The following is a 20,479-nucleotide window of genomic DNA, read 5'->3' on the forward strand; positions in this document are numbered from 1 at the left end:
CGCGGCGCCCGCTTCAGTGCAGGAAATCCTGCATCCGGTAGTACGCGCCGACGAACGGCAGGAACCACGCATGCCCGAAATGGCCCGGCATGGCCGGCCAGTCGAGCTCGCGCCACGGATTCGACGCGCTCGCGCCGTACAGCACGTCGGCCATCACGCGGCCCATGTGTACCGACATCTGCACGCCGTGGCCGCTGTAGCCCATCGAGTAATGCAGCCCGTCGTGCATGCCCGCGCGCGGCAGGCGGTCGGCGGTGATGTCGACCAGCCCGCCCCAGCAGTAGTCGAGTCGCACATCGGCCAGCTCGGGAAAATAGTCGACCATCCCGGCGCGCAGGATGTCGCCGCTCTTCGCGTCCGAGCGCGGGCTCGACATCGCGAAGCGCGCGCGCCCGCCGAACAGCAGCCGGTTGTCGGGCGTCACGCGGAAGTAGTTGCCGATCTGGCGCGACGTCACGTAGGCGCGGCGCTGCGGGAGCAGCCGGTCCAGCCGGGCCTCGGCCAGCGGCTCGGTGACCACGATGAAGCTGCCGACCGGCGCGATGCGGCGCCGGAACCACGCGAGCGGCCCCTGCTGCGACGCGCCGGTGGCGACCAGCACGCGATCGGCGCGGATCGTGCCGCGCGTGCAGGTGAGCACGTGGCGCTCGCCGTCGAGCCGCTCCAGCTTCGTGACGGCCGCGTGCTCGTAGAGGCGCGCCCCGGCCCGCGCGGCGGCATGCGCGAGCCCGACGCCGAACTTGCCCATGTGCATCTGCAGGCCGTTTCGCTGCAGCAGCCCGCCGTGAAAGCCGTCGGACGCGACTTCGTCGCGAATCCGCGACGGCTCGATCAGCTCGATGTCGGGATCGATGCCGTGCCGCAGCATCTCGAAGGTCCTCGCGAGCCCCGCGAAATGCTGCGGCTTCGCGGCCAGCTTCAGCTTGCCCGCGCGCCGCAGGTCGCAGTCGATCGCCTGCCCGGCGACGATCGTCTCGACGCTCTTCACGGCGCTTTCGTAGGCGAGATAGAAGCGCTTCGCGGGCTCGATGCCGACGCGCGCGGCGAGCGACGCGAAATCCTGCGCGACGCCGGTGTTGCACTGGCCGCCGTTGCGGCCCGACGCCTCGCCCGCGACCTGCGCGGCTTCCAGCACCACCACCGACACCCCGCGCTGCGCGAGCGCGAGCGCCGCCGACAGCCCGGTGAAGCCCCCGCCGATCACGACCACGTCCGCGTGCCCTTCGACCGGCCCTTCGCTGCCGGCGCGAAACGCGGGGCGGGTATCCAGCCAGTACGATTCCAGTTTCATCGAATCCTTCGTTTGCATGCCGGTGACGGTGCTTCATCGAGAATCATTTAAACATCGATAACCAGCGCGTTTACCGCGTATTCGCCTCCGGCGCGCGCCTGATTCGCTGTTTTGCGCGGCCGCGGCGGCAGACTATGCGGCACGGCCGGCCGCCGCCGCCGCGGCGCGCGCTACCGGCTCGCCGGCCGCCCCCGCGCGGCGTCGGCTTGCGCCGGCTCCGCCTGGAAGCGCATGAGGTCCGCCTCGCTGCGATGGCAGAGCACCCGCGCGCCGTTGCCGAGGGTGCGCAGCGCCGGCGCCGTGACGTTGCACACACCGTCCACCCGCATCGCGCAGCGCGCCAGGAACGGACACAGCCCGGCATCGTCCGCGCGCCCGCCGATCGGCACCAACGGCCGATGGCAGCGCTCGGACGCCGCGTCGAGCCAGCCCGCGCGCAGCTCCGGCGCGGACGACACGAGCAGGTGCGAATACGGGTGGTAGGGCGGCGCGCACAGCGCGTCGCGGCTGCCGGTCTCCACGCGGCGTCCCGCGTACAGCACGACGATGTCGTCGCTGATCGCGCGCACCTTGGCGATGTCGTGCGTGATGAACACGTAGGACACGCCGAGCTTCGCCTGCAGGTCGCGCAGCAGGTCCATGATCGCCGCGCCGACCACCGTGTCGAGCGCCGAGGTGACCTCGTCGCAGAGGATCAGGTCGGGCTCGGCGGCCAGCGCGCGCGCGAGGTTGACGCGCTGCTTCTGCCCGCCCGACAGCTCGCTGGTGCGCCGCGCGGCCACCGCCCGCGGCAGCCGCACGAGGTCCAGCAGCTCCGCCACGCGCTGCCGCGCGCGCGCGCCCCTGATGCCGTGGTAGAACGCGAGCGGCCGCGCCAGCGTGCGCTCGACGGTATGCACCGGATTGAGCGCGGTGTCGGCGTTCTGGAACACGATCTGCACGCGCCGGTGCTGCTCCTTCGTGCGCTTGCCGATGTCGAGCGCGAGCGGTTCGCCGTCGAGCAGGATCTGGCCGCCCGTGCCCGGCACGAGCCCGGCGATCACCTTCGCGAGCGTCGTCTTGCCGGAGCCGGACTCGCCGATCACGCCCACCGTCTGCCCGCGGCCGATGCGCAGGTCCACGTCGTGCAGGATCATCTTCGCGGGCCGCCCGTGCCTGTCGCGGCTGCCGTAGCCGGCGACCGCGCCGCGCACGTCGAGCAGCGGCGCCGCCGCCGCGGGCGCCGGTTTCGCGTCGCGCGGCCCATCGTTGGGGGTGACCGCCGCGATCAGGCTTTGCGTATACGGATGCGCCGGCGCGTGCAGGATCTGTCCGGTCTCGCCCGCCTCGCGGATCGCGCCGTCGCTCAGCACGACGATGCGGTCGGCCATCTGCGCGACCACCGCCAGGTCGTGCGAGACATAGACGGCGCTCGTGCCGCCGTGCCGGAGCACGCGCTTGAACGCCTGCAGCACGTCGATCTGCGTGGTCACGTCGAGCGCGGTGGTGGGCTCGTCGAGGATCACGAGATCGGGATCGGTGATCAGCGCCATGGCGGCCATCAGCCGCTGCAGCTGGCCGCCCGACACCTGGTGCGGATAGCGCCTGCCGATCGTTTCCGGCTCGGGCAGCGCGAGCGCGCGAAACAGCTCGACGGCCTTCGCCTGCACCTCGCGCCGGCTCGCCGTCCGGTGGATCAGCGCGCTCTCGATCACCTGATCGAGAATCGTGCGCGACGGATTGAACGCGGCGGCCGCGCTCTGCGCGATGTACGCGATCCTGCGCCCGCGCAGCGCGGCAAGCGCGGGCGCCGACAGCGTGCGAAGGTCCGTGCCGGCGAACCTCACCGAGCCGCCGGCGATCCGGCAGCCGGCGCGCGCGTGGCCCATCAGCGAGAGCGCGACGGTGGTCTTGCCGGAGCCGGATTCGCCGATCAGCGCCAGCACCTCGCCGCGCCCGATCTCGAAGTCGATGTCATGGACGATCGTGGTTTCGGCGCCGCCGGGGCGGCCGCCGACCACGCGCAGCCCGCGCACCTCGACGAGCGGAGTCGATTCATCGCGCATCAGCGTTCTCCGTGGCTGCGCCCCTGCGGCGGCCGCGATGCGGCAGGCCGTCGATCAACAGGTTGACGCCCACCGTCAGGATCGCGATCGCGACCGCGGGCACGATCGCGACGGCCGAGCCGTCGCCGAGGCTCGCGATGTTCTCGCGCACGAGCGAGCCGAGGTCCGCATACGGCGGCTGCACGCCGAGCCCCAGAAAGCTCAGGCCGCTCAGCAACAGCACGACGAACGTGAAGCGCAGCCCCGTGTCGGCCAGCATCGGGTGGATCATGTTCGGCAGCATCTCGACGCACGCGATGTACAGCGCGCTCTCGCCGCGCGCCCGCGCGACCTGCACGAATTCGAGCGTGCTGAGGTTCACGGCCAGCGCGCGGGCGATCCGGTACGAGCCGGGCATGTAGCTGACGGCGGCGGTCAGGATCAGCAGCGGCAGCGACGAGCCGAACGCCGCGACGAACATCAGCGCGAACATCTTCGACGGAATCGAGGTGAGCGCATCGAGCAGCCGGCTCATCGTTTCGTCGACCGCGCGGCCCGACACGGTCGCGAGCAGCCCGAGCGTGGTGCCGGTCAGCGCGGCGAGCAGCACCGCGGCCAGCGCGAGCAGCACGGTCAGCCGCGTGCCGTACAGGATCCGGCTCAGCATGTCGCGGCCGAGGTAGTCGGAGCCGAACGGCAGCTTCGCGCTGAACGGCGCGAACACGTCGGTCGTGACGAGCGTGCCGATGTCGTGCGGCGCGAGCAGCGGCGCGAATGCCGCGAGGGCCAGCATCAGGGCGACCATCGCCAGGCCGACGCGGCCGCCCGCCGTCAGGCCGAGGCGCACGAGGCGGCGCTTGCGCGGCCGGTCGGCGGAAGTCGCGGCGGGCGGCGTGGCGCCGCTCCACGGTGGGTGTCGGTCGCCGGACGGCGGCAGCGCCTTGCCGCGTCGGGTGGGTTCGAACGGTTGCATGGGAGGCATCTCGGACGGAGAACGAAACACTCAGGTGCGCAGTCGCGGGTTCGACACGATCGAGCAGAGATCGGCGAACAGCACGAGCGCCAGATAGGCCACGCAGAAGATCAGCGTGCAGGCCTGGATCAGCGGAAAGTCGCGATTGCCCACGGCATCGACCATCAGGCTCGCGAGGCCCGGATAGTTGAAGATCGTCTCGACGACGATCACGCCGCCGAGCAGATACGACAGGCTCAACGCGATCGCGTTGGCGATCGGCCCGATCGCGTTCGGCAGCGCGTGACGCAGCACGACGCGCGTGGGGCTCGCCCCCTTGAGCACGGCCATCTCGACGTAGGACGCGCTCAGCTGCTCGATCACGGCGGCGCGCGTCATGCGCGCCATCTGCGCGATCACGACCGCGCACAGCGTCAGGACCGGCATCGCATAGGCACGCAGGAAGTCGTGCAGGCTGTCGATCGGGCCGCCGTAGGACAGCGCGGACAGCCAGTGCAGCTTGACGGCCAGCACCAGCACGGCGATCGTCGCGATCAGGAATTCCGGTGTCGCGACGAGCGACAGCGTGCCCAGGCTGATCACGCGATCGACCAGCGACTCGCGCCTGACCGCCGCGACGATGCCGAGCAGCAGCGCCGTGGGCACCGACACGGCGGTCGTGATCGCCGCGAGCGTGAGCGACTTCGGCAGCCGCCCGCCGATCATCTGCGACACCGGCATGTCGCCGGACAGCGACCGGCCGAAATCGCCGTGCAGCAGCCCCGCGAGCCAGTGCAGGTAGCGCACGTGCGCCGGCAGGTCGAGGCCGAACTGCAGACGCAGCGCGGCGACCGTCTCCGGGGTGGCCGACTGGCCGAGCGCCGCCTGCGCGGCGTCGCCCGGCAGCAGGTTGGTGATCGTGAAGATGATCACCGAGACGATCAGCAAGGTCAGCGCGGTGACCGCGATGCGCCGGCCGATCAGGCCGATGAGGGTCCGGTTCATGAAGCGAGGCTCCCGAAAAGGTCGAGCGTGGCGGCGGCGGGCGTCGGGCTCAGGCGTTCCACCAGACGTATTCGGCGAACATGCCGCCCATCATCGGGCCGGTCGGGATCGAGCCCAGCCCGCCGATGCGCTTGTCGTAGCCGTCGAGGAAGCTGATGAAGGCGGGAATCCCGACCCGGCCCTGCTGCGACACGATGGTCTGCATCTCGCCGTACATCTGCTTGCGCTTCGCGTCGTCGGTTTCGGAGCGGGCGGCCAGCAGCAGCTGGTCGAACCGCGCGTTCTTCCAGCCCGACTCGTTCCACGGCGCATCCGACTTGAAGAACTGCGTGAACAGCACGTCGGCGCTCGAGCGCGGGTTGATGTTGCCGAACCCGAGCGGGTGCTTCATCCAGTGGTTCGACCAGTAGCCGTCGGACGATACGCGATTGACCTGCAGGTTCAGCCCGATCTTCTGCCCGGCCTGCTGCAGCAGCACGGCCATCTCGATCGAGCCGTTCGCGTCCGGCGTCGCGTAGATGGGCGGCAGCGCGGAGCCGAGCGCGCCGGCCTTCTGGAACAGGAATTTCGCCTTGTCCGGATCGTGCGGGCGCTGCGGCAGCGACGCGTTGAAATAGCGATGTCCCGGCGGAATCGGCTGGTCGTTGCCGATCACCGCGTAGCCGCGGAACACCGCCGAGCGGATCTGCTCGCGATCGAACAGGTACTTCATCCCTTCGACGAACTCGGGCTTCGCGGTGATCGGGTTTTCGCCGCGCATGATCAGGTCGGTATAGAGGCCCGACTTGGTTTCCTTCAGCGCATAGCCGGGCGTGGCGTCCACCCGCTGCGTCGAGCGCGGATCGACCGCGTTGACCAGATGCACGTCGCCGGACAGCAGTGCGTTCAGGCGCGCGGCGCTGTCGCTGATGCCGATCAGCTCGATCTCGTCGAGATACGGCATCCCCGGCTTGAAGTAGCTGTCGTTGCGCACGCCGACGGTCGACACGCCGGGCTGGAACGACTTCAGCTTGTACGGGCCGCAGCCGATGCCGGTGCTGAAGTCCGTCGCGCCGTCCTTGACGATCACCAGCTGCGGGGTCGCGAGGATCACCGGCAGGTCGGCGTTGGCGCTCGCGAGCGTCAACGTCACCTCGTCGGGGCCGCTCGCCTTCGCGTCGGCGAACTGGTCGGCGAGCGGCTTGACCTTCGATGCGGTGGCCGCGTTCTTGTGGCGCATCAGGGAATACACCACGTCGGCCGGCCCGACCGGCTTGCCGTCGTGGAACGTGACGCCCTTGCGCAGCTTGATGACCCAGGTCTTCGCGTCGGTCGTGTGCAGCGACTCGGCGAGATTCATCTGCGGCGTCAGGCTCTGATCGAGCTGCGTCAGGCCGCTGTAGAACATGAAGAAGCGGATGTAGTCCGCGCTCGTCGACCCCTTGGCCGGGTCCAGCGTATCGGCCGTCGAACTCGATTCGTTCGCAACCCGTATCTTCCCGCCGCGCTTCGGCGCGGGCGCGGCGAGCGCCGCCCCGGGGGCCACCAGCAGTCCGCCGGCGCCGGCTGACATCACGCAGCCCGCCGCCATGATCCGCATCATGTCGCGGCGCGTGAAGCCGGCCTTGCCGCCGCCATTGTCGATATCGTCGCTCATCCGTCCTGCTCCTGACTGTGGTAAGTGGGTCCTGGGGTCCAGCCTGGCTCTTCGATCCCGCCGCGCCCGACTGCTGGTGGCGGGCGCAACGTCATGCCGATGCGAATTCATTTAAGCATCGCCAAAATGCGGTTTGTCGCGATTCGGGCCGCCCGCACCATCGGAATCGACCGTTTTGAGCCACCCGCGCAGCATGATTTGCTGCGTGCCCGCGTAGCGCCGCCGGCGCGGCCAGCGAGCCGCGCCGGCGGCGCTTCGCGTGCCGACGCAGTCCATCGTAAGACGGCACGCACGGCAGATTGCACCGACAAAATTGCCCGTTCGGCATCCGGCGCCCGTTCGACTCGCGCAAACCGCACGTCCGTGTCGCCCGCGCGCATGCGTGCCCGCTTCGCCGGCGGCACCGGCACTCGCGTGCATGAAAGTCCAGAGGACTGCCACGCGACCGGAGCGGCCGTGCGTGCAGCCGCCCTGCCCGGGATTCGGGCGCGTGCCGGCGCGGCACGAGGCGGGTGGGGAGGCGGGATGCTGGAGGCGGGATGCGGGATGCTGGAGGCGGGATGCGGGATGCGGGAGGGAGAATGCGCGAGATGGGCCGGCTGCCGGCGCACGACGCGAGGCCGTCAGACAGCCGGACAGCCGGACAGCCGCGCAGGCAACCGGGCAGTCGGGCAGCCGGCCGCGATCGCGATGCGGCGGCCGCCGGTTGCGCGGCCCGCCATCCGGCGCGGCCGCGACGGCCGCCGTCGGCCCGGCGGGCAAGGCATGGCGCGGGCGGGCGGCTTCGACTGGCGTGATCGCCGGGCCGGCCCGCGCGATCACGCCGCCGCCCGCCGGCGCGGGCGCCGCCTACAGGCCGAGCCGCGTGGCGAGATGGCCGATGTCCGACACTTCGTAATAGTTGTAGTACGGCGTGCCCGGCTCGTGGCCGCGATTGACGAACGCCTTGTGCCGGATGCCGAGATCCTCGGCCGTCATCAGGTCGTAACGCAGGCTCGACGACACGTGCAACACGTCCTCCGGCTTGCAGCCGAGCTTGTCGAACATGTATTCGAAGCCCTGCATCCGCGGCTTGTACGACTGCGCCTGCTGGGCGGTGAATACCGCATGGAACGGTGCGCCGAGCTTGTCGACGTTGCTCATGATCTGGTCGTCCGACGCATTCGACAGGATCACCAGCTTGTACTTCGTCGCGAGCCGCGAGAGGCCCGCGGGCACGTCCGGGTGCGGGCCCCAGGTCGGCACCGCCAGATAGAAGCGCTCGGCCTCGGCCTCGTCGAACCGCACGCCGACCCGCTGGCAGGTACGCCGGACCGCATTGACGACGACCTCGCGAAACGGCTTCCAGGCGCCGAGCACCTCGTCGAGCCGGTAGCCGGCGAACGCGCGCACGAACTGTTCGAGCGCGGCCGGCGAGAGCCGGTCGGCATAGACCTCGCGCGCCGTCTCGGCCATCCGGAAGTGGATCAGCGTGCCATAGCAGTCGAACGTGATGTACTTCGGCTCAAATTGAATCATGGTGACGTCCTGTCGGTGTGAAGCCCCGGCAGGGCCGGGGACGGGCTGGGTTCAACGAAATTGGAACAGGGCAAAAAGCCGTTCGCGCGTCGTTTGCCGCCGCGCGAAACGCAGATTCGCCGCGAGTTGCGAAGCACGAACAGCACGATCTGCGGCGAGGCCCGGCAACACGCCGCCGGAGCCGGCCGGCGGCCTTCGCGGCCGCGCCGCGGCACGCTCACGAACGCCCCGGCCGCGCCGAGACGGTCGTGGCATTCGCGCGGCGTTCGCGCGGCATTGGCATGGCGCAGGCTGCCGGATCGGCATGCCGTGGCGGCACGCACCGGCCCGGTCGCGCGTGCCGGTCGCGCCCGTTTCCATCGATGTCGGCCCCCGGTCCCGACGGCCGCAAAACAGGCGAATCGTCCTATCCGGGCCGCACCGGCGCTGGCAGAGTGATACGTCATTCCTACCGCTTTGGAGTTCCGCGTGGCCGACCTCAATCCTTCCCGCACGCTTACCTATCGCCCGCTCGCCGAAACCGACCTGCCCGCCGCGCATCGGCTCTCGGTGGCAGTCAAGTGGCCGCACCGGCCCGACGACTGGCGCTTCGTGCATCAGCTCGGCCGCGGCTTCGTCGCCGAGGACGAATCCGGCGTCATCGGCACCGCGCTCGGCTGGCCGTTCGACGACGCGCACGCCTCGCTCGGCATGGTGATCGTGTCGCCCGAGCACCAGGGCCGCGGCATCGGCCGCGAGCTGTTCTCGCGCGTCGTCGACAGCCTCGGCACGCGCACCTTGTTCCTGCATGCCACGCCGGCCGGCGAGCCGCTCTACGCGAAGTTCGGTTTCCGGGCGGTCGGCACGGTCGATCAGCACCAGGGCGCGGCGTTCCGGCCGCCGCTGATCTCGCTGCCGCCGGGCGAACGCCTGCGCCCGCTCGGGATCAACGACGGCCCGCGCCTGGCCGCGCTCGCGTCACGCACGGCCGGCTACGAGCGCGGCGTGGTGATCGAGGCGCTGCTCGAGGTGGCAAACGGCATCGCGCTCGATCGCGACGGCGAGCTGCTCGGCTTCGCGCTGTTCCGCCGCTTCGGACGCGGTCATGTGATCGGCCCGGTGATCGCGCCGGACACGCTGCGCGCGCAGGCGCTCATCAGCCACTGGCTCGCGCTGCACGAGGAGAAATTCGTGCGCCTGGACGTGCCCGGCGACAGCGGGCTGTCGGAATGGCTGCAGGGGCTCGGCCTGCCGCGCGTCGATACCGTGGTGGCAATGGCGCGCGGCGCGGTGCCCGCGCGCGATCCGCAAGCGCGCGCGTTCGGGATCGTGAGCCAGGCACTCGGTTGAAGCCGCGCGCGATGAGCTTCCTGTACAAATCCGATCCGGTACGCGGCGCGCAATGGGCGCAATGCTTCGCGCAACACGCGCCCGACCTCGCGTTCCACATCTGGCCCGAGATCGGCGACCCCGCGGCGGTCCGCTATCTCGCCGCCTGGCAGCCGCCGGACGATCCGGTCGCGCTGTTGCCGAACCTCGAGGTGGTGTTCTCGGTGGGCGCCGGCATCGACCAGTTCGACCTGTCGCGCGTGCCGGCGCATATTCCCGTCGTGCGGATGATCGAGCCCGGCATCGTCGAGGGCATGGTCGAGTACGTGACGCAGGCGGTGCTGACCGTGCATCGCGACCTGTTCGACTACGCGGCGCAGCAGCGCGCGCAGGCCTGGCAGGCGAAGGCCGTGCGCGCGGCCGCGTCGCGCCGCGTCGGCGTGCTCGGGCTCGGCACGCTCGGGCAGGCCGTGCTCGAGATGCTGCGCCGCTTCGGCTTCCCGTGCGCCGGCTGGAGCCGCACGCCGCGCACGCTCGACGGCGTCGATTGCCACGCGGGCGACGCGGCACTCGAGGCGTTCCTCGCCCGCACCGACATCCTGGTCTGCCTGCTGCCGCTCACCGACGGCACGCGCGGGCTGCTCGGCGCGCGCGTGTTCGACGCGCTGCCGGCCGGCGCATCGCTCGTGCAGGTCGGCCGCGGCCCTCAGCTCGACGCGGCCGCGCTGCTCGCGGCGCTCGACAGCGGCCGACTCGACAGCGCCATCCTGGACGTGACCGATCCGGAGCCGCTGCCGGCGGGCCACCCGTTCTGGCGCCATCCGCGCATCCGGATCACGCCGCACATCGCCAGCGCGACGCGGCCCGACACGGCGGTGGAGGCCGTGCTCGCGAACCTCGCGCGCCACCGCGCGGGACAGCCGATGATCGGCGTGGTCGACCGCGCGCGCGGCTACTGACGCGCGCCCGGCAGCAGAAAATGCCGCGGCGCGCCGTGCAAACGCCGTGTCCATACGTTCCAGGCGGCAAATTGAAGACGCATGCGGATTTCTCGCCCGTTAGCATGTCCTCACCGCCGACAACCGACGAGCTCCCGCCCCCGCCATGAACCCAGCCGCGCTGATCGAAGCCGATCGTCAACACCTGATCCACCCCGTCGTCAACTACCGCACGCACGAGGCGCGCGGCGTCACCGTGCTCGAATCCGCGCACGGCGTATTCCTGCGCGATGCCCACGGCCATACGCTGCTCGACGCGTTCTCGGGCCTGTGGTGCGTCAACGTCGGCTACGGCCGCGACAGCATCGTGAAGGCCGCCGCCGAGCAGATGGCGAAACTGCCCTACGCGACCGGCTATTTCCATTTCGGCTCGCCGCCCGCAATCGAGCTGGCCGAGCGGCTCGCGTCGCTCGCGCCGCCGTCGCTGAACCGCGTGTACTTCACGCTCGGCGGCTCGGATGCGGTGGACTCCGCGGTGCGTTTCATCACGCACTACTTCAACGCGACCGGCCGGCCGTCGAAAAAGCAGATGATTGCGCTCGAACGCGGGTATCACGGCTCGTCCTCGGTCGGCGCCGGCCTCACCGCGCTGCCGGCCTTTCACCGCCATTTCGACCTGCCGCGCCCGGAGCAGCACCATATTCCGTCGCCCTACCCGTACCGCCACCCGCTCGGCGACGATCCCGAGGCGCTGATCGCCGCGTCGGTCGCCGCGCTGGAGGCCAAGGTCGCCGAACTCGGCGCGGACCACGTCGCGGCGTTCTTCTGCGAGCCCGTGCAGGGCTCGGGCGGCGTGATCGTGCCGCCGGCGGGCTGGCTGCGCGCCATGCGCGACGCGTGCCGGCGCCTCGGCATCCTGTTCGTCGCCGACGAGGTGATCACCGGCTTCGGCCGCACCGGCCCGCTGTTCGCCTGCGAGGCCGAACGGGTCGAACCGGACCTGATGACCGTCGCGAAGGGGCTGACCGCCGGCTATGCGCCGATGGGCGCGGTGCTGATGTCCGACGAAATCTACGAGGGCCTCGCGGGCAGCCGCTCGGAGTCCGCCGTGGTCGGACACGGCCACACGTATTCCGCGCATCCGGTGAGCGCGGCGATCGGCCTGGAGGTGCTGAGGCTCTATCACGAAGGCGGCCTGCTCGCGAACGGCCAGGCGATGGCGCCGCGCTTCGCCGCGGGGCTCGACGCGCTGCGCGCGCATCCGCTCGTCGGCGACGCGCGTTCGATAGGCCTGCTCGGCGCGCTCGAGCTGGTGGCCGACAAGGCGCGCAAGACGCGCTTCGACCCGGCGCTGGACCTGCCCGACCGGATCGCCCGGACCGCCTACGCGAACGGCGTGACGTTCCGTGCATTCGGCGACGGCGTGCTCGGTTTCGCGCCGGCGCTGAGCTTCTCCGCGGGCGAGTTCGACCTGCTGTTCGAACGCGTGCGCAAGACCCTCGACGACGTGCTGGCCGACCCGGCCGTGCTGCGCGCGCTGGACCTCGCGCACGCGTAGCCGCCACCGGCCCGGCGAGGGAAAGCCGGGCTTGTGGCGAGCATCGATCGACTCTACAGTGACCGGACATTCCATTTACGCCTTCTCACGTGAACATGACGGACAGCAAGCTGGATCGCATCGACCTGCGCATCCTCTCCCAGTTGCAAAAGCGCGGTCGCATGACCAACGTCGAGCTTGCCGAGGCGGTCGGGCTGTCGCCCAGCCCGTGCCTGATCCGCGTGAAGCGGCTCGAGAAGGCCGGCTACATCGGCGGCTACGGCGCGCACATCCAGCTCGAGAAACTCGGCGACGTGCAGGTCGTGTTCACCGAGGTCACGCTCGCCGACCACCGGCGCGAGGATTTCGACCGGTTCGTCGCGGCGATCCGCGTGGTCGACGAGATCGTCGAGTGCCATCTCGCGAGCGGCGGCTACGACTATCTGCTCAAGTTCATCACGCGCAGCGTGAGCCATTACCAGACGATCGTCGAAGGGCTGCTGGAGCAGAACATCGGCATCGAGAAGTATTTCAGCTACGTGATCATCAAGTCGCCGTTCGTCAAACGGCACTACCCACTCGAATCGCTGTTCGGCGACCGGCACTGATGGATCGCGGCCGGCAACCTCGAACGCGGCAGTCCGCTGCCCGCGCGGGGCCGCCGCGCCCCGCGCCGCCGTATCGCCCCATCCAAGGACCCGCCATGCCGCTTACGCTGAACCGAACCGAACTGCTGCGCGCCGCCAACCTGATCGACGGCGGGTGGCGGGACGCGCTCGACGGCGCGCGCTTCGAGGTCGTCGATCCGGCGACGCTCGAAACCGTCGCCCAGGCCCCCGACAGCGGCGCGGCCGACGCGCGCGCCGCGACCGACGCGGCCGCGCGCGCGCTGCCCGCGTGGCGCGCGACGCCCGCCCGGGAACGCGCCGCGATCCTGCGCGCCTGGCACGCGGCGATCGTCGCGCACACCGACGATCTCGCGAAGCTGATGTCGCGCGAACAGGGCAAGCCGCTCGCCGAGGCGCGCGGCGAAGTCGCCTACGGCGCATCCTACGTGCTGTGGTTCGCGGAGGAGGCCACGCGCGCCTACGGCGACCTGATTCCGCAGCAGCAGCGCGGCAAGCGGCTGAGCGCGGTCAAGGAGCCGATCGGCGTCGTCGCCGCGATCACGCCGTGGAATTTCCCGCTCGCGATGATCGCGCGCAAGATCGCCCCCGCGCTCGCCGCCGGCTGCACGGTGGTGGCGAAGCCGGCGGAGGACACGCCGCTGACCGCGCTCGCGCTCGCGTTCCTCGCGCAGGAGGCGGGCGTGCCGCCCGGCGTGCTGAACATGATCGCCGCGTCGCGCGAGCACGGCGTGGCCGCGGTGGCCGACTGGCTCGCGGACGGCCGCGTGCGCAAGATCACGTTCACCGGCTCGACGCCCGTCGGCAAGCTGCTCGCCCGCGAATCGGCCGCGACGCTCAAGAAGCTGTCGCTGGAGCTCGGCGGCAATGCGCCCTTCATCGTGTTCGACGACGCCGAACTCGACGCCGCCGTCGACGGGCTGATGGCCGCCAAGTTCCGCAACGGCGGCCAGACCTGCGTGTCGCCGAATCGCGTGTACGTGCAGGCCGGCGTCTACGAAGCCTTCGCCGCGAAGCTCGCCGGGCGCGTGGCCGCGCTGAAGGTCGCGCCGGCCACCGACCCGGCCGCGCAAATCGGCCCGATGATCAATGCGCGCGCGGTCGACAAGATCGCGCGCCATGTGGGCGACGCCATCGAGCTCGGCGCCCGCGTGCTGACGGGCGGCAGGCGCCTGCCCGAACTCGGGCCGAACTTCTACGCGCCGACCGTGCTGGCCGACGCCGCCGCCGGGATGCAGCTGAGCTGCGAGGAAACCTTCGGCCCGATCGCCGCGCTGTTTCCGTTCGACACCGAGGACCAGGCGGTGGCCGCCGCGAACGACACGCCGTTCGGGCTCGCCGCGTATTTCTACACGCAGGACGTGCGGCGCATCGCGCGCGTGTCGGCGCGGCTCGCAACCGGCATCGTCGGGATCAACGAAGGCGCGCTGGCGAGCGAGGCCGCGCCGTTCGGCGGCGTGAAGGAATCGGGCTACGGCCGCGAAGGCTCGCGCTACGGCCTCGACGACTATCTGTCGATCAAATACCTGTGTCAAGGCGGACTCGACTGAACGGCGCGACGCCTCGGGCGCCTTGGGCGCCTCGCGTCCGGGAGCGGCCTGCCCGGGCGGCGGCTCGCGCATCCGCCGCCGCGCCACGACCCGCAGGCGCCACGCGCCCGTCGCGGCAGGCATGATCGGCCGGCGCCGGCGCAATCGCGGCGCGCCCGCCGCGAGCGAGCCCCGGCAGGCGGCGCGGCCGCCAGACCCGCGCGGCCGAAACCGGGCGGGACCGCATGCCCGGCAGCGCTTGCGAACGCCCGCCTTGGGGCCCGGCACCGGCCGCGCCCTCGCCCCTCGCCCCTCGCCCCTCGCCCCTCGCCCCTCGCTCCTCGCGCCGCCGTGCCGACGCCTGCCGTCCGACCGCTTCGGTCCCGGCGCGACAAAGCAAATCACAAATCCTTGGTTGCCGCGCCCCCGCCGGCATGCCACGCTGACCGGTTTAGACCATCCGCTCCGGCGCGCCGCCCCCACGATGACGACCCGCAAGCCGATCCGCCTGAACGCGTTCAACATGAACTGCGTCGGCCACATCAACCACGGCCTCTGGACGCACCCGCGCGACCGCTCGGCCGACTACCACACGCTCTCGTACTGGACCGACCTCGCGCGCCTGCTCGAACGCGGGCTGTTCGACGGCCTGTTCATCGCCGACATCGTGGGCGTCTACGACGTATACGGCCAGTCGCTCGACCTCACGCTGCGCGAGTCGATCCAGCTGCCCGTCAACGATCCGATGCTGCTGGTCTCGGCGATGGCCGCCGCCACGCGCCACCTCGGCTTCGGCATCACCGTGAACCTGACCTACGAGGCGCCCTACCTGCTCGCGCGCCGCTTCTCGACGCTCGACCATCTGAGCGGCGGGCGGATCGGCTGGAACATCGTGACCGGCTACCTCGACAGCGCCGCGCGCGCGATGGGCCTGACCGGGCAGATCGCGCACGACGAACGCTACGATCGCGCCGACGAATATCTCGAAGTGGCCTACAAGCTCTGGGAAGGCAGCTGGGAAGACGGCGCCGTGCGGCGCGACCGGGCCGCGCGCGTGTTCGCCGATCCGGCCAGGGTGCATCGCATCGCGCACCACGGCCGCTTCTACGAGGTGGACGGCTACCATCTCGCCGAGCCGTCGCCGCAGCGCACGCCGGTGCTGTTCCAGGCCGGCTCGTCGGGGCGCGGCCAGACGTTCGCGGCGCGCCACGCCGAATGCGTGTTCGTGTCGAGCGGCAGCCGCGAGGGCACGCGCCAGCTGGTGGCCGCGCTGCGCCGGCAGGCCGCCGAGGCGGGCCGCGACCCGGCCGATCTGAAGATCTTCATGGGCGTGACGGTGATCGTGGGCCGCACCGAGGCCGAGGCGCGCGACAAGCATGCCGAGTACGCGCGCCACGCGAGCCCCGAGGCCGGCCTCGCGCATTTCGCGGCCGGCACCGGCGTGGACTACGCGGCCTTCGACCTCGACGACGAGATCACGCCGGCCGACGGCAGCAAGCCGCGCGGCATCGAATCGTCGGTGCAGCGCGTGACCGACGGCCGGCGCGGCATGACCGTGCGCGACCTGCTCGGCCAGATGGCGCTCGGCGGCCGCTACGCGACCATCGTCGGCGACCCCGTGCAGGTGGCCGACGCGCTGACCGGCTGGATCGACGACACCGACATCGACGGCTTCAACCTCGCGCGCGCCGTCACGCCCGAGAGCTACGAGGACTTCATCGACCTCGTGATTCCCGAACTGCAATCGCGCGGCCGCTACAAGACCGAATACGCCGAGGGCACGCTGCGCGAGAAGCTGTTCGGCGCCGGCCCGACGCTGCCGGACACGCACGCGGGCGCCGGCTACCGGCGCGGCAACGCGCGCTGACGCGAACCGGCGGCGTACCAGCGAACCCACCCGCAAGCGCGCGCCCGCCCGGGCACGCGCTGCGACGACGCTTTCCACGCCGCGGCATCACCCCTCGCAAACCGAAAATCCTTAGCAGGATCGCTTGGTTTGGCGCGCAACGGCCGCCCCCTACACTTGTCATGTCTTGTCATGACAAGTTGACCATGTCGAAAGCCCCTCTCCTTGCGCTGCATCCGCAGCCGCTCTACCAGCAGATCAAGGACGCACTGCGCGCGCGCATCCTCGACGGCAGCTACGCGCCGCACGGCAGGATGCCGTCCGAGCACGAACTCTGCGCGATGTACGGCGTGAGCCGCATCACCGTGCGCCAGGCGCTCGGCGACCTGCAGAAGGAAGGGCTGGTGTTTCGCCTGCACGGCAAGGGCACCTTCGTCTCGAAGCCCAAGGCGTTCCAGAACGTGGCGTCGCTGCAAGGCTTTGCCGAGGCGATGTCGTCGATGGGCTACGAGATCGTGAACCAGCTGCGCAGCCTGCGGACGGTCAGGGCGGACCGTCGGGTGGCCGCGAAGCTCGGCCTGCCCGAGGGCGCCGGCGTGACCGAGATCCACCGCGTGCGGCTGCTCAACCGCGAGCCGGTGTCGCTGGAGGTGACCTGGGTACCGGAGGCGCTCGGCAGGCGGCTCGCGAACGCGGATCTCGCCACGCGCGACATCTTCCTGATCCTCGAGAACGACTGCGGCGTGCCGCTCGGCCATGCGGACCTGTCGATCGACGCGATCCTCGCCGACGACGACATCGTCGCGGCGCTGCGCGTGGAGGACGGCAGCCCGGTGCTGCGCATCGAGCGGCTCACGCACGACGAGGCGGGCCGGCCGGTGGACTACGAACACCTGTATTTCCGCGGCGACGCGTTCCAGTACCGGCTGCGCGTCGATCGCCGCAAACCTGGCGGACATCAGAGGAACTCGCGATGAACACCGAAGTACACGATTACGACCTGGTGGTGGTGGGCGGCGGCACGGCCGGCCCGATGGCGGCGATCAAGGCGAAGGAGCGCAACCCGGCGCTGCGCGTGCTGCTGCTGGAGAAAGCCAACGTCAAGCGCAGCGGCGCGATCTCGATGGGCATGGACGGCCTCAACAACGCGATCATCCCCGGCCACGCCACGCCCGAGCAGTACACGCGCGAGATCACCATCGCCAACGACGGCATCGTCGATCAATCGGCCGTCTACGCCTACGCGAAGCACAGCTTCACCACCATCGAGCAGCTCGACCGCTGGGGCGTGAAGTTCGAGAAGGACGGCAACGGCGACTACGCGGTGAAGAAGGTCCACCACATGGGCGCCTACGTGCTGCCGATGCCGGAGGGCCACGACATCAAGAAGATCCTGTACCGGCAGCTCAAGCGCGCGCGCATCGCGATCACCAACCGGATCGTCGCCACGCGCGTGCTGACCGACGCGCAGGGCCGCGCGGCCGGCGTGCTGGGCTTCGACTGCCGCACCGCGCAATTCCACGTGATCCGCGCCAAGGCCGTGATCCTCTGCTGCGGCGCGGCCGGTCGGCTCGGGCTGCCGGCCTCGGGCTACCTGATGGGCACCTACGAGAACCCGACCAACGCCGGCGACGGCTACGCGATGGCCTATCACGCCGGCGCCGCGCTCGCGAACCTCGAATGCTTCCAGATCAACCCGCTGATCAAGGACTACAACGGCCCGGCCTGCGCCTACGTGACGGGGCCGCTCGGCGGCTTCACCGCGAACGGCAACGGCGAGCGCTTCATCGAATGCGACTACTGGAGCGGCCAGATGATGTGGGAGTTCTACCAGGAGCTGCAAAGCGGGCGCGGCCCGGTGTTCCTGAAGCTCGACCATCTCGCAGAGGAAACCATCCGCACCATCGAGCAGATCCTGCACACCAACGAGCGGCCGAGCCGCGGCCGCTTCCACGAAGGGCGCGGCACCGACTACCGGCACCGGATGGTGGAAATGCACATCTCCGAGATCGGCTTGTGCAGCGGCCACAGCGCCTCGGGCGTGTACGTGGACGAGCACGCTCGCACCACCGTGCCGGGCCTCTACGCGGCCGGCGACATGGCCGCGGTGCCGCACAACTACATGCTGGGCGCGTTCACCTACGGCTGGTTCGCGGGCGCGCACGCGGCCGACGAGATCGCGGGCCGCGAGCTGGCGCCCGTCGACGACGCGCAGGTGGCGGCCGAGCGCGAGCGCGTGCTGGCGCCGCTGCAACGCGAGCATGGGCTCGCGCCGGCGCAGGTCGAATACAAGCTGCGGCGCATGGTGAACGACTACCTGCAGCCGCCGAAGGTCACGCGCAAGATGGAGATCGGCCTGCAGCGCTTCGCCGAGATCGCCGAGGACATCGGCGCGCTCAAGGCCAGCCATCCGCACGAGCTGATGCGCGCCGCCGAGGTCGGCGCGATCCGCGACTGCGCCGAGATGGCCGCGCGCGCCTCGCTGTTTCGCACCGAAAGCCGCTGGGGGCTCTACCACCATCGCGTCGATCATCCGCGGCGCAACGATCGCGACTGGTTCTGCCATACCCATCTGCGCCGCGATGCCGACGGCCGCATGGTCAGCGAGAAACGCGCGATCGAGCCTTACGTGGTGCCGGTGTCCGACCACGAACTCGGCGCCTATTCCCGACTGCGCATCCGCGAGCCGGGCGCGGCGGGCACCGTCACGCCCCCCGCCGCGGCACCCCATCCGCTCACGGCCCACTGAGGAACACCGCCATGCCCACCACGCCGCACGACATCCTGCAACGCAGCAGCGCGCCCGTCACGATCGACGCGGGGCTCTGCATCGCCGACAAGGGCTGCACCGTCTGCGTCGACGTCTGCCCGCTCGACCTGCTCGCGATCGACGCCACCACCGGCAAGGCCTACATGCAGTTCGACGAATGCTGGTACTGCCTGCCCTGCGAGCGCGACTGCCCGACCGGCGCCGTGAAGGTGGCGATTCCGTATCTGCTGCGCTGACGGCGCCGCCGACACCACGACGGGCAACCGGCGAAGCCGGCATCGCATGCCCGATGCGCCGCGCGCCTTCGATGCGAGGCCGCCCGAGCGCGGCGCCTGGCGCGAACCGGGCCGCCGCTGCCAAGGCGGCGGCCTGAACGGCGGGGCGTCGCCCAGGCACGCGGCCCGGCATCGACGCGCGCCTGCCCGCCCGATTCCACCGCCCCACACCGAGAAACCGACCGATGACTCTCCTTCCCGCCGCCGCGTTCGCCTCGCTCGCCGCGTTCGACGCGGCCGATCCCGCCGCGGCGCCGCTGCTGGCCCGCGCGGCCGACGCCGATCCGGCCGTGCGCCGCATCGCGCTGCTCGAACTCGCCGATCTCGAGGACCCGGCGCTGGTGCCGGTGTTCGTCGCGCTGCTGGCCGCCGATCCGGCCGCCGAGGTGCGCCGCGAGGCGGCGCTCGCGCTGGCCGCGTGGGAGCAGCCCGACGCCGTCGACGCGCTGTGCGCGGCACTGCTCGACACCGGCCCCGGCGTGCGCGAGGCGGCCGCGCAAAGCCTGTCCGAACTGAAGGATCCGGCCTCGGGCGACACGCTGCGGCGCCGGGCCGGCCACCATGACCCGTTCGCCGCGCGCGCGGTGCTGCGCGGCCTGCGCGAGCTGCGCCACCCGGACGCCTACGCGCCCGCGCTGGCCGCGCTCGATACCGCCGATGCCGAACTGCGGCTCGAGGCGATCGCCGTGCTCGGCTGGCTCAAGGAGCGGCGCGCGCTGCCGCGTCTGGCCGCGCTGGCGGTGGGCGATCCGCATCCGGCACTGCGCCGCGCGGCGGCCGGCGCGCTCGGCTTCGTCCCCGAGGACGAAGCGGACGATTCGGATGAAGTGGACCAAGCCGTCGCCGCCGCCCTGCTGGCCGCGTTGGCGGACGACGCATGGCAGGTGCGCGAGGAAGCGGCCACCACGCTCGGCAAGCGGCGCGAAATCCGGGCCGTCGAAGCCCTGACGGCGGCGCTCGATGATGCCTACTGGCAGGTACGATTGCGTGCGACGCGCGCGCTGGGCCGCATCGGCGCGCGCGCGGCCACGCCGGCCGTGGCCGCGCTGCTCGCGCATCCCGTCAGCAACCTGCGCCGGGAAGCGGCGCTCGCGCTCGGCGAGCTGCGCGACCCGGCCGCGCTCGACGCGCTGCACGCCGCACACCAGGATGCCGATCCGGAAGTCCGCAAGGCGGTGCGGATCGCGCTTCAGCAGATCGAACAGGCCGAAGCGCGCGAATAGT

Annotated in this window: 16 protein-coding genes; 10 read left to right on the top strand and 6 right to left on the bottom strand. The window is 71.0% G+C overall.

The window, feature by feature from the left end; genetic code table 11:
- Window positions 1-13: 13 nt before the first annotated feature.
- From bpln_RS26175 to bpln_RS26200, 6 genes are all read right to left on the bottom strand, one after another.
- Entirely contained in the window at window positions 14-1,291 is a 1,278-nt protein-coding gene (locus tag bpln_RS26175; RefSeq protein ID WP_055141230.1) for an NAD(P)/FAD-dependent oxidoreductase, read from the bottom strand.
- A 170-nt stretch (window positions 1,292-1,461) separates the two neighbouring features.
- Window positions 1,462-3,336: an ABC transporter ATP-binding protein gene (locus bpln_RS26180; RefSeq protein ID WP_055140454.1), complete on the bottom strand. Its 1,875-nt coding sequence runs from the start codon at window positions 3,334-3,336 to the stop codon at window positions 1,462-1,464.
- Entirely contained in the window at window positions 3,326-4,288 is a 963-nt protein-coding gene (locus bpln_RS26185; RefSeq protein ID WP_055140455.1) for an ABC transporter permease, read from the bottom strand. Before bpln_RS26185 ends, bpln_RS26180 begins: the two co-directional genes overlap by 11 nt.
- Before the next feature lie 30 nt (window positions 4,289-4,318).
- Entirely contained in the window at window positions 4,319-5,272 is a 954-nt protein-coding gene (locus tag bpln_RS26190; protein WP_042628091.1) for an ABC transporter permease, read from the bottom strand.
- Between the two features lie 49 nt (window positions 5,273-5,321).
- Window positions 5,322-6,908, bottom strand: coding sequence for an ABC transporter substrate-binding protein (locus tag bpln_RS26195; protein ID WP_055140456.1), 1,587 nt, complete (start codon window positions 6,906-6,908; stop codon window positions 5,322-5,324).
- A gap of 849 nt (window positions 6,909-7,757) precedes the next feature.
- Window positions 7,758-8,426: a haloacid dehalogenase type II gene (locus tag bpln_RS26200; protein ID WP_042628093.1), complete on the bottom strand. Its 669-nt coding sequence runs from the start codon at window positions 8,424-8,426 to the stop codon at window positions 7,758-7,760.
- A 468-nt stretch (window positions 8,427-8,894) separates the two neighbouring features.
- Here bpln_RS26200 and bpln_RS26205 point away from each other — a divergent pair, with 468 nt between their 5' ends.
- The 10 genes from bpln_RS26205 (at window position 8,895) to bpln_RS26250 (ending at window position 20,478) form a co-directional block, all read left to right on the top strand.
- Window positions 8,895-9,755 (top strand): GNAT family N-acetyltransferase, encoded by an 861-nt coding sequence (locus tag bpln_RS26205; RefSeq protein ID WP_042629464.1) that lies wholly within the window; start codon window positions 8,895-8,897, stop codon window positions 9,753-9,755.
- Window positions 9,756-9,766: 11 nt separating this feature from the next.
- Entirely contained in the window at window positions 9,767-10,693 is a 927-nt protein-coding gene (locus bpln_RS26210; protein ID WP_055141231.1) for a 2-hydroxyacid dehydrogenase, read from the top strand.
- Window positions 10,694-10,838: 145 nt separating this feature from the next.
- Window positions 10,839-12,230, top strand: a complete 1,392-nt coding sequence (locus tag bpln_RS26215; protein WP_042628094.1) for an aspartate aminotransferase family protein — start codon at window positions 10,839-10,841, stop codon at window positions 12,228-12,230.
- A gap of 95 nt (window positions 12,231-12,325) precedes the next feature.
- On the top strand, window positions 12,326-12,817 hold the full coding sequence (locus bpln_RS26220) for an Lrp/AsnC family transcriptional regulator (RefSeq protein ID WP_042629466.1): 492 nt from the start codon (window positions 12,326-12,328) through the stop codon (window positions 12,815-12,817).
- A 95-nt stretch (window positions 12,818-12,912) separates the two neighbouring features.
- On the top strand, window positions 12,913-14,385 hold the full coding sequence (locus tag bpln_RS26225) for an NAD-dependent succinate-semialdehyde dehydrogenase (RefSeq protein ID WP_055140457.1): 1,473 nt from the start codon (window positions 12,913-12,915) through the stop codon (window positions 14,383-14,385).
- A 463-nt stretch (window positions 14,386-14,848) separates the two neighbouring features.
- Entirely contained in the window at window positions 14,849-16,231 is a 1,383-nt protein-coding gene (locus bpln_RS26230; RefSeq protein ID WP_042628096.1) for an LLM class flavin-dependent oxidoreductase, read from the top strand.
- 185 nt (window positions 16,232-16,416) lie between these two features.
- A complete protein-coding gene (locus bpln_RS26235; RefSeq protein ID WP_055140458.1) occupies window positions 16,417-17,187 on the top strand; it encodes a GntR family transcriptional regulator in 771 nt (256 codons plus the stop codon).
- Window positions 17,184-18,959, top strand: coding sequence for a fumarate reductase/succinate dehydrogenase flavoprotein subunit (locus bpln_RS26240; protein WP_042628098.1), 1,776 nt, complete (start codon window positions 17,184-17,186; stop codon window positions 18,957-18,959). Before bpln_RS26235 ends, bpln_RS26240 begins: the two co-directional genes overlap by 4 nt.
- A gap of 11 nt (window positions 18,960-18,970) precedes the next feature.
- Entirely contained in the window at window positions 18,971-19,216 is a 246-nt protein-coding gene (locus bpln_RS26245) for a 4Fe-4S dicluster domain-containing protein (protein WP_042628099.1), read from the top strand.
- A gap of 224 nt (window positions 19,217-19,440) precedes the next feature.
- Window positions 19,441-20,478 carry a HEAT repeat domain-containing protein gene (locus tag bpln_RS26250; RefSeq protein WP_055140459.1) on the top strand — a complete coding sequence of 346 codons (1,038 nt, stop codon included), beginning with the start codon at window positions 19,441-19,443 and terminating at the stop codon, window positions 20,476-20,478.
- The last annotated feature ends 1 nt before the right edge of the window (window position 20,479 follow it).

This window comes from Burkholderia plantarii (assembly GCF_001411805.1).
In the GTDB taxonomy this organism is placed as follows: Bacteria; Pseudomonadota; Gammaproteobacteria; order Burkholderiales; family Burkholderiaceae; genus Burkholderia; species Burkholderia plantarii.

Coding starts and splice junctions, on each gene's coding strand:
- bpln_RS26200 (WP_042628093.1), bottom strand. CDS start 8,426: ATGATTCAATTTGAGCCGAAGTACATCACGTTCGACTGCTATGGCACG.
- bpln_RS26235 (WP_055140458.1), top strand. CDS start 16,417: ATGTCGAAAGCCCCTCTCCTTGCGCTGCATCCGCAGCCGCTCTACCAG.
- bpln_RS26225 (WP_055140457.1), top strand. CDS start 12,913: ATGCCGCTTACGCTGAACCGAACCGAACTGCTGCGCGCCGCCAACCTG.
- bpln_RS26180 (WP_055140454.1), bottom strand. CDS start 3,336: ATGCGCGATGAATCGACTCCGCTCGTCGAGGTGCGCGGGCTGCGCGTG.
- bpln_RS26195 (WP_055140456.1), bottom strand. CDS start 6,908: ATGAGCGACGATATCGACAATGGCGGCGGCAAGGCCGGCTTCACGCGC.
- bpln_RS26190 (WP_042628091.1), bottom strand. CDS start 5,272: ATGAACCGGACCCTCATCGGCCTGATCGGCCGGCGCATCGCGGTCACC.
- bpln_RS26215 (WP_042628094.1), top strand. CDS start 10,839: ATGAACCCAGCCGCGCTGATCGAAGCCGATCGTCAACACCTGATCCAC.
- bpln_RS26175 (WP_055141230.1), bottom strand. CDS start 1,291: ATGAAACTGGAATCGTACTGGCTGGATACCCGCCCCGCGTTTCGCGCC.
- bpln_RS26250 (WP_055140459.1), top strand. CDS start 19,441: ATGACTCTCCTTCCCGCCGCCGCGTTCGCCTCGCTCGCCGCGTTCGAC.
- bpln_RS26245 (WP_042628099.1), top strand. CDS start 18,971: ATGCCCACCACGCCGCACGACATCCTGCAACGCAGCAGCGCGCCCGTC.
- bpln_RS26240 (WP_042628098.1), top strand. CDS start 17,184: ATGAACACCGAAGTACACGATTACGACCTGGTGGTGGTGGGCGGCGGC.
- bpln_RS26220 (WP_042629466.1), top strand. CDS start 12,326: ATGACGGACAGCAAGCTGGATCGCATCGACCTGCGCATCCTCTCCCAG.
- bpln_RS26185 (WP_055140455.1), bottom strand. CDS start 4,288: ATGCAACCGTTCGAACCCACCCGACGCGGCAAGGCGCTGCCGCCGTCC.
- bpln_RS26210 (WP_055141231.1), top strand. CDS start 9,767: ATGAGCTTCCTGTACAAATCCGATCCGGTACGCGGCGCGCAATGGGCG.
- bpln_RS26230 (WP_042628096.1), top strand. CDS start 14,849: ATGACGACCCGCAAGCCGATCCGCCTGAACGCGTTCAACATGAACTGC.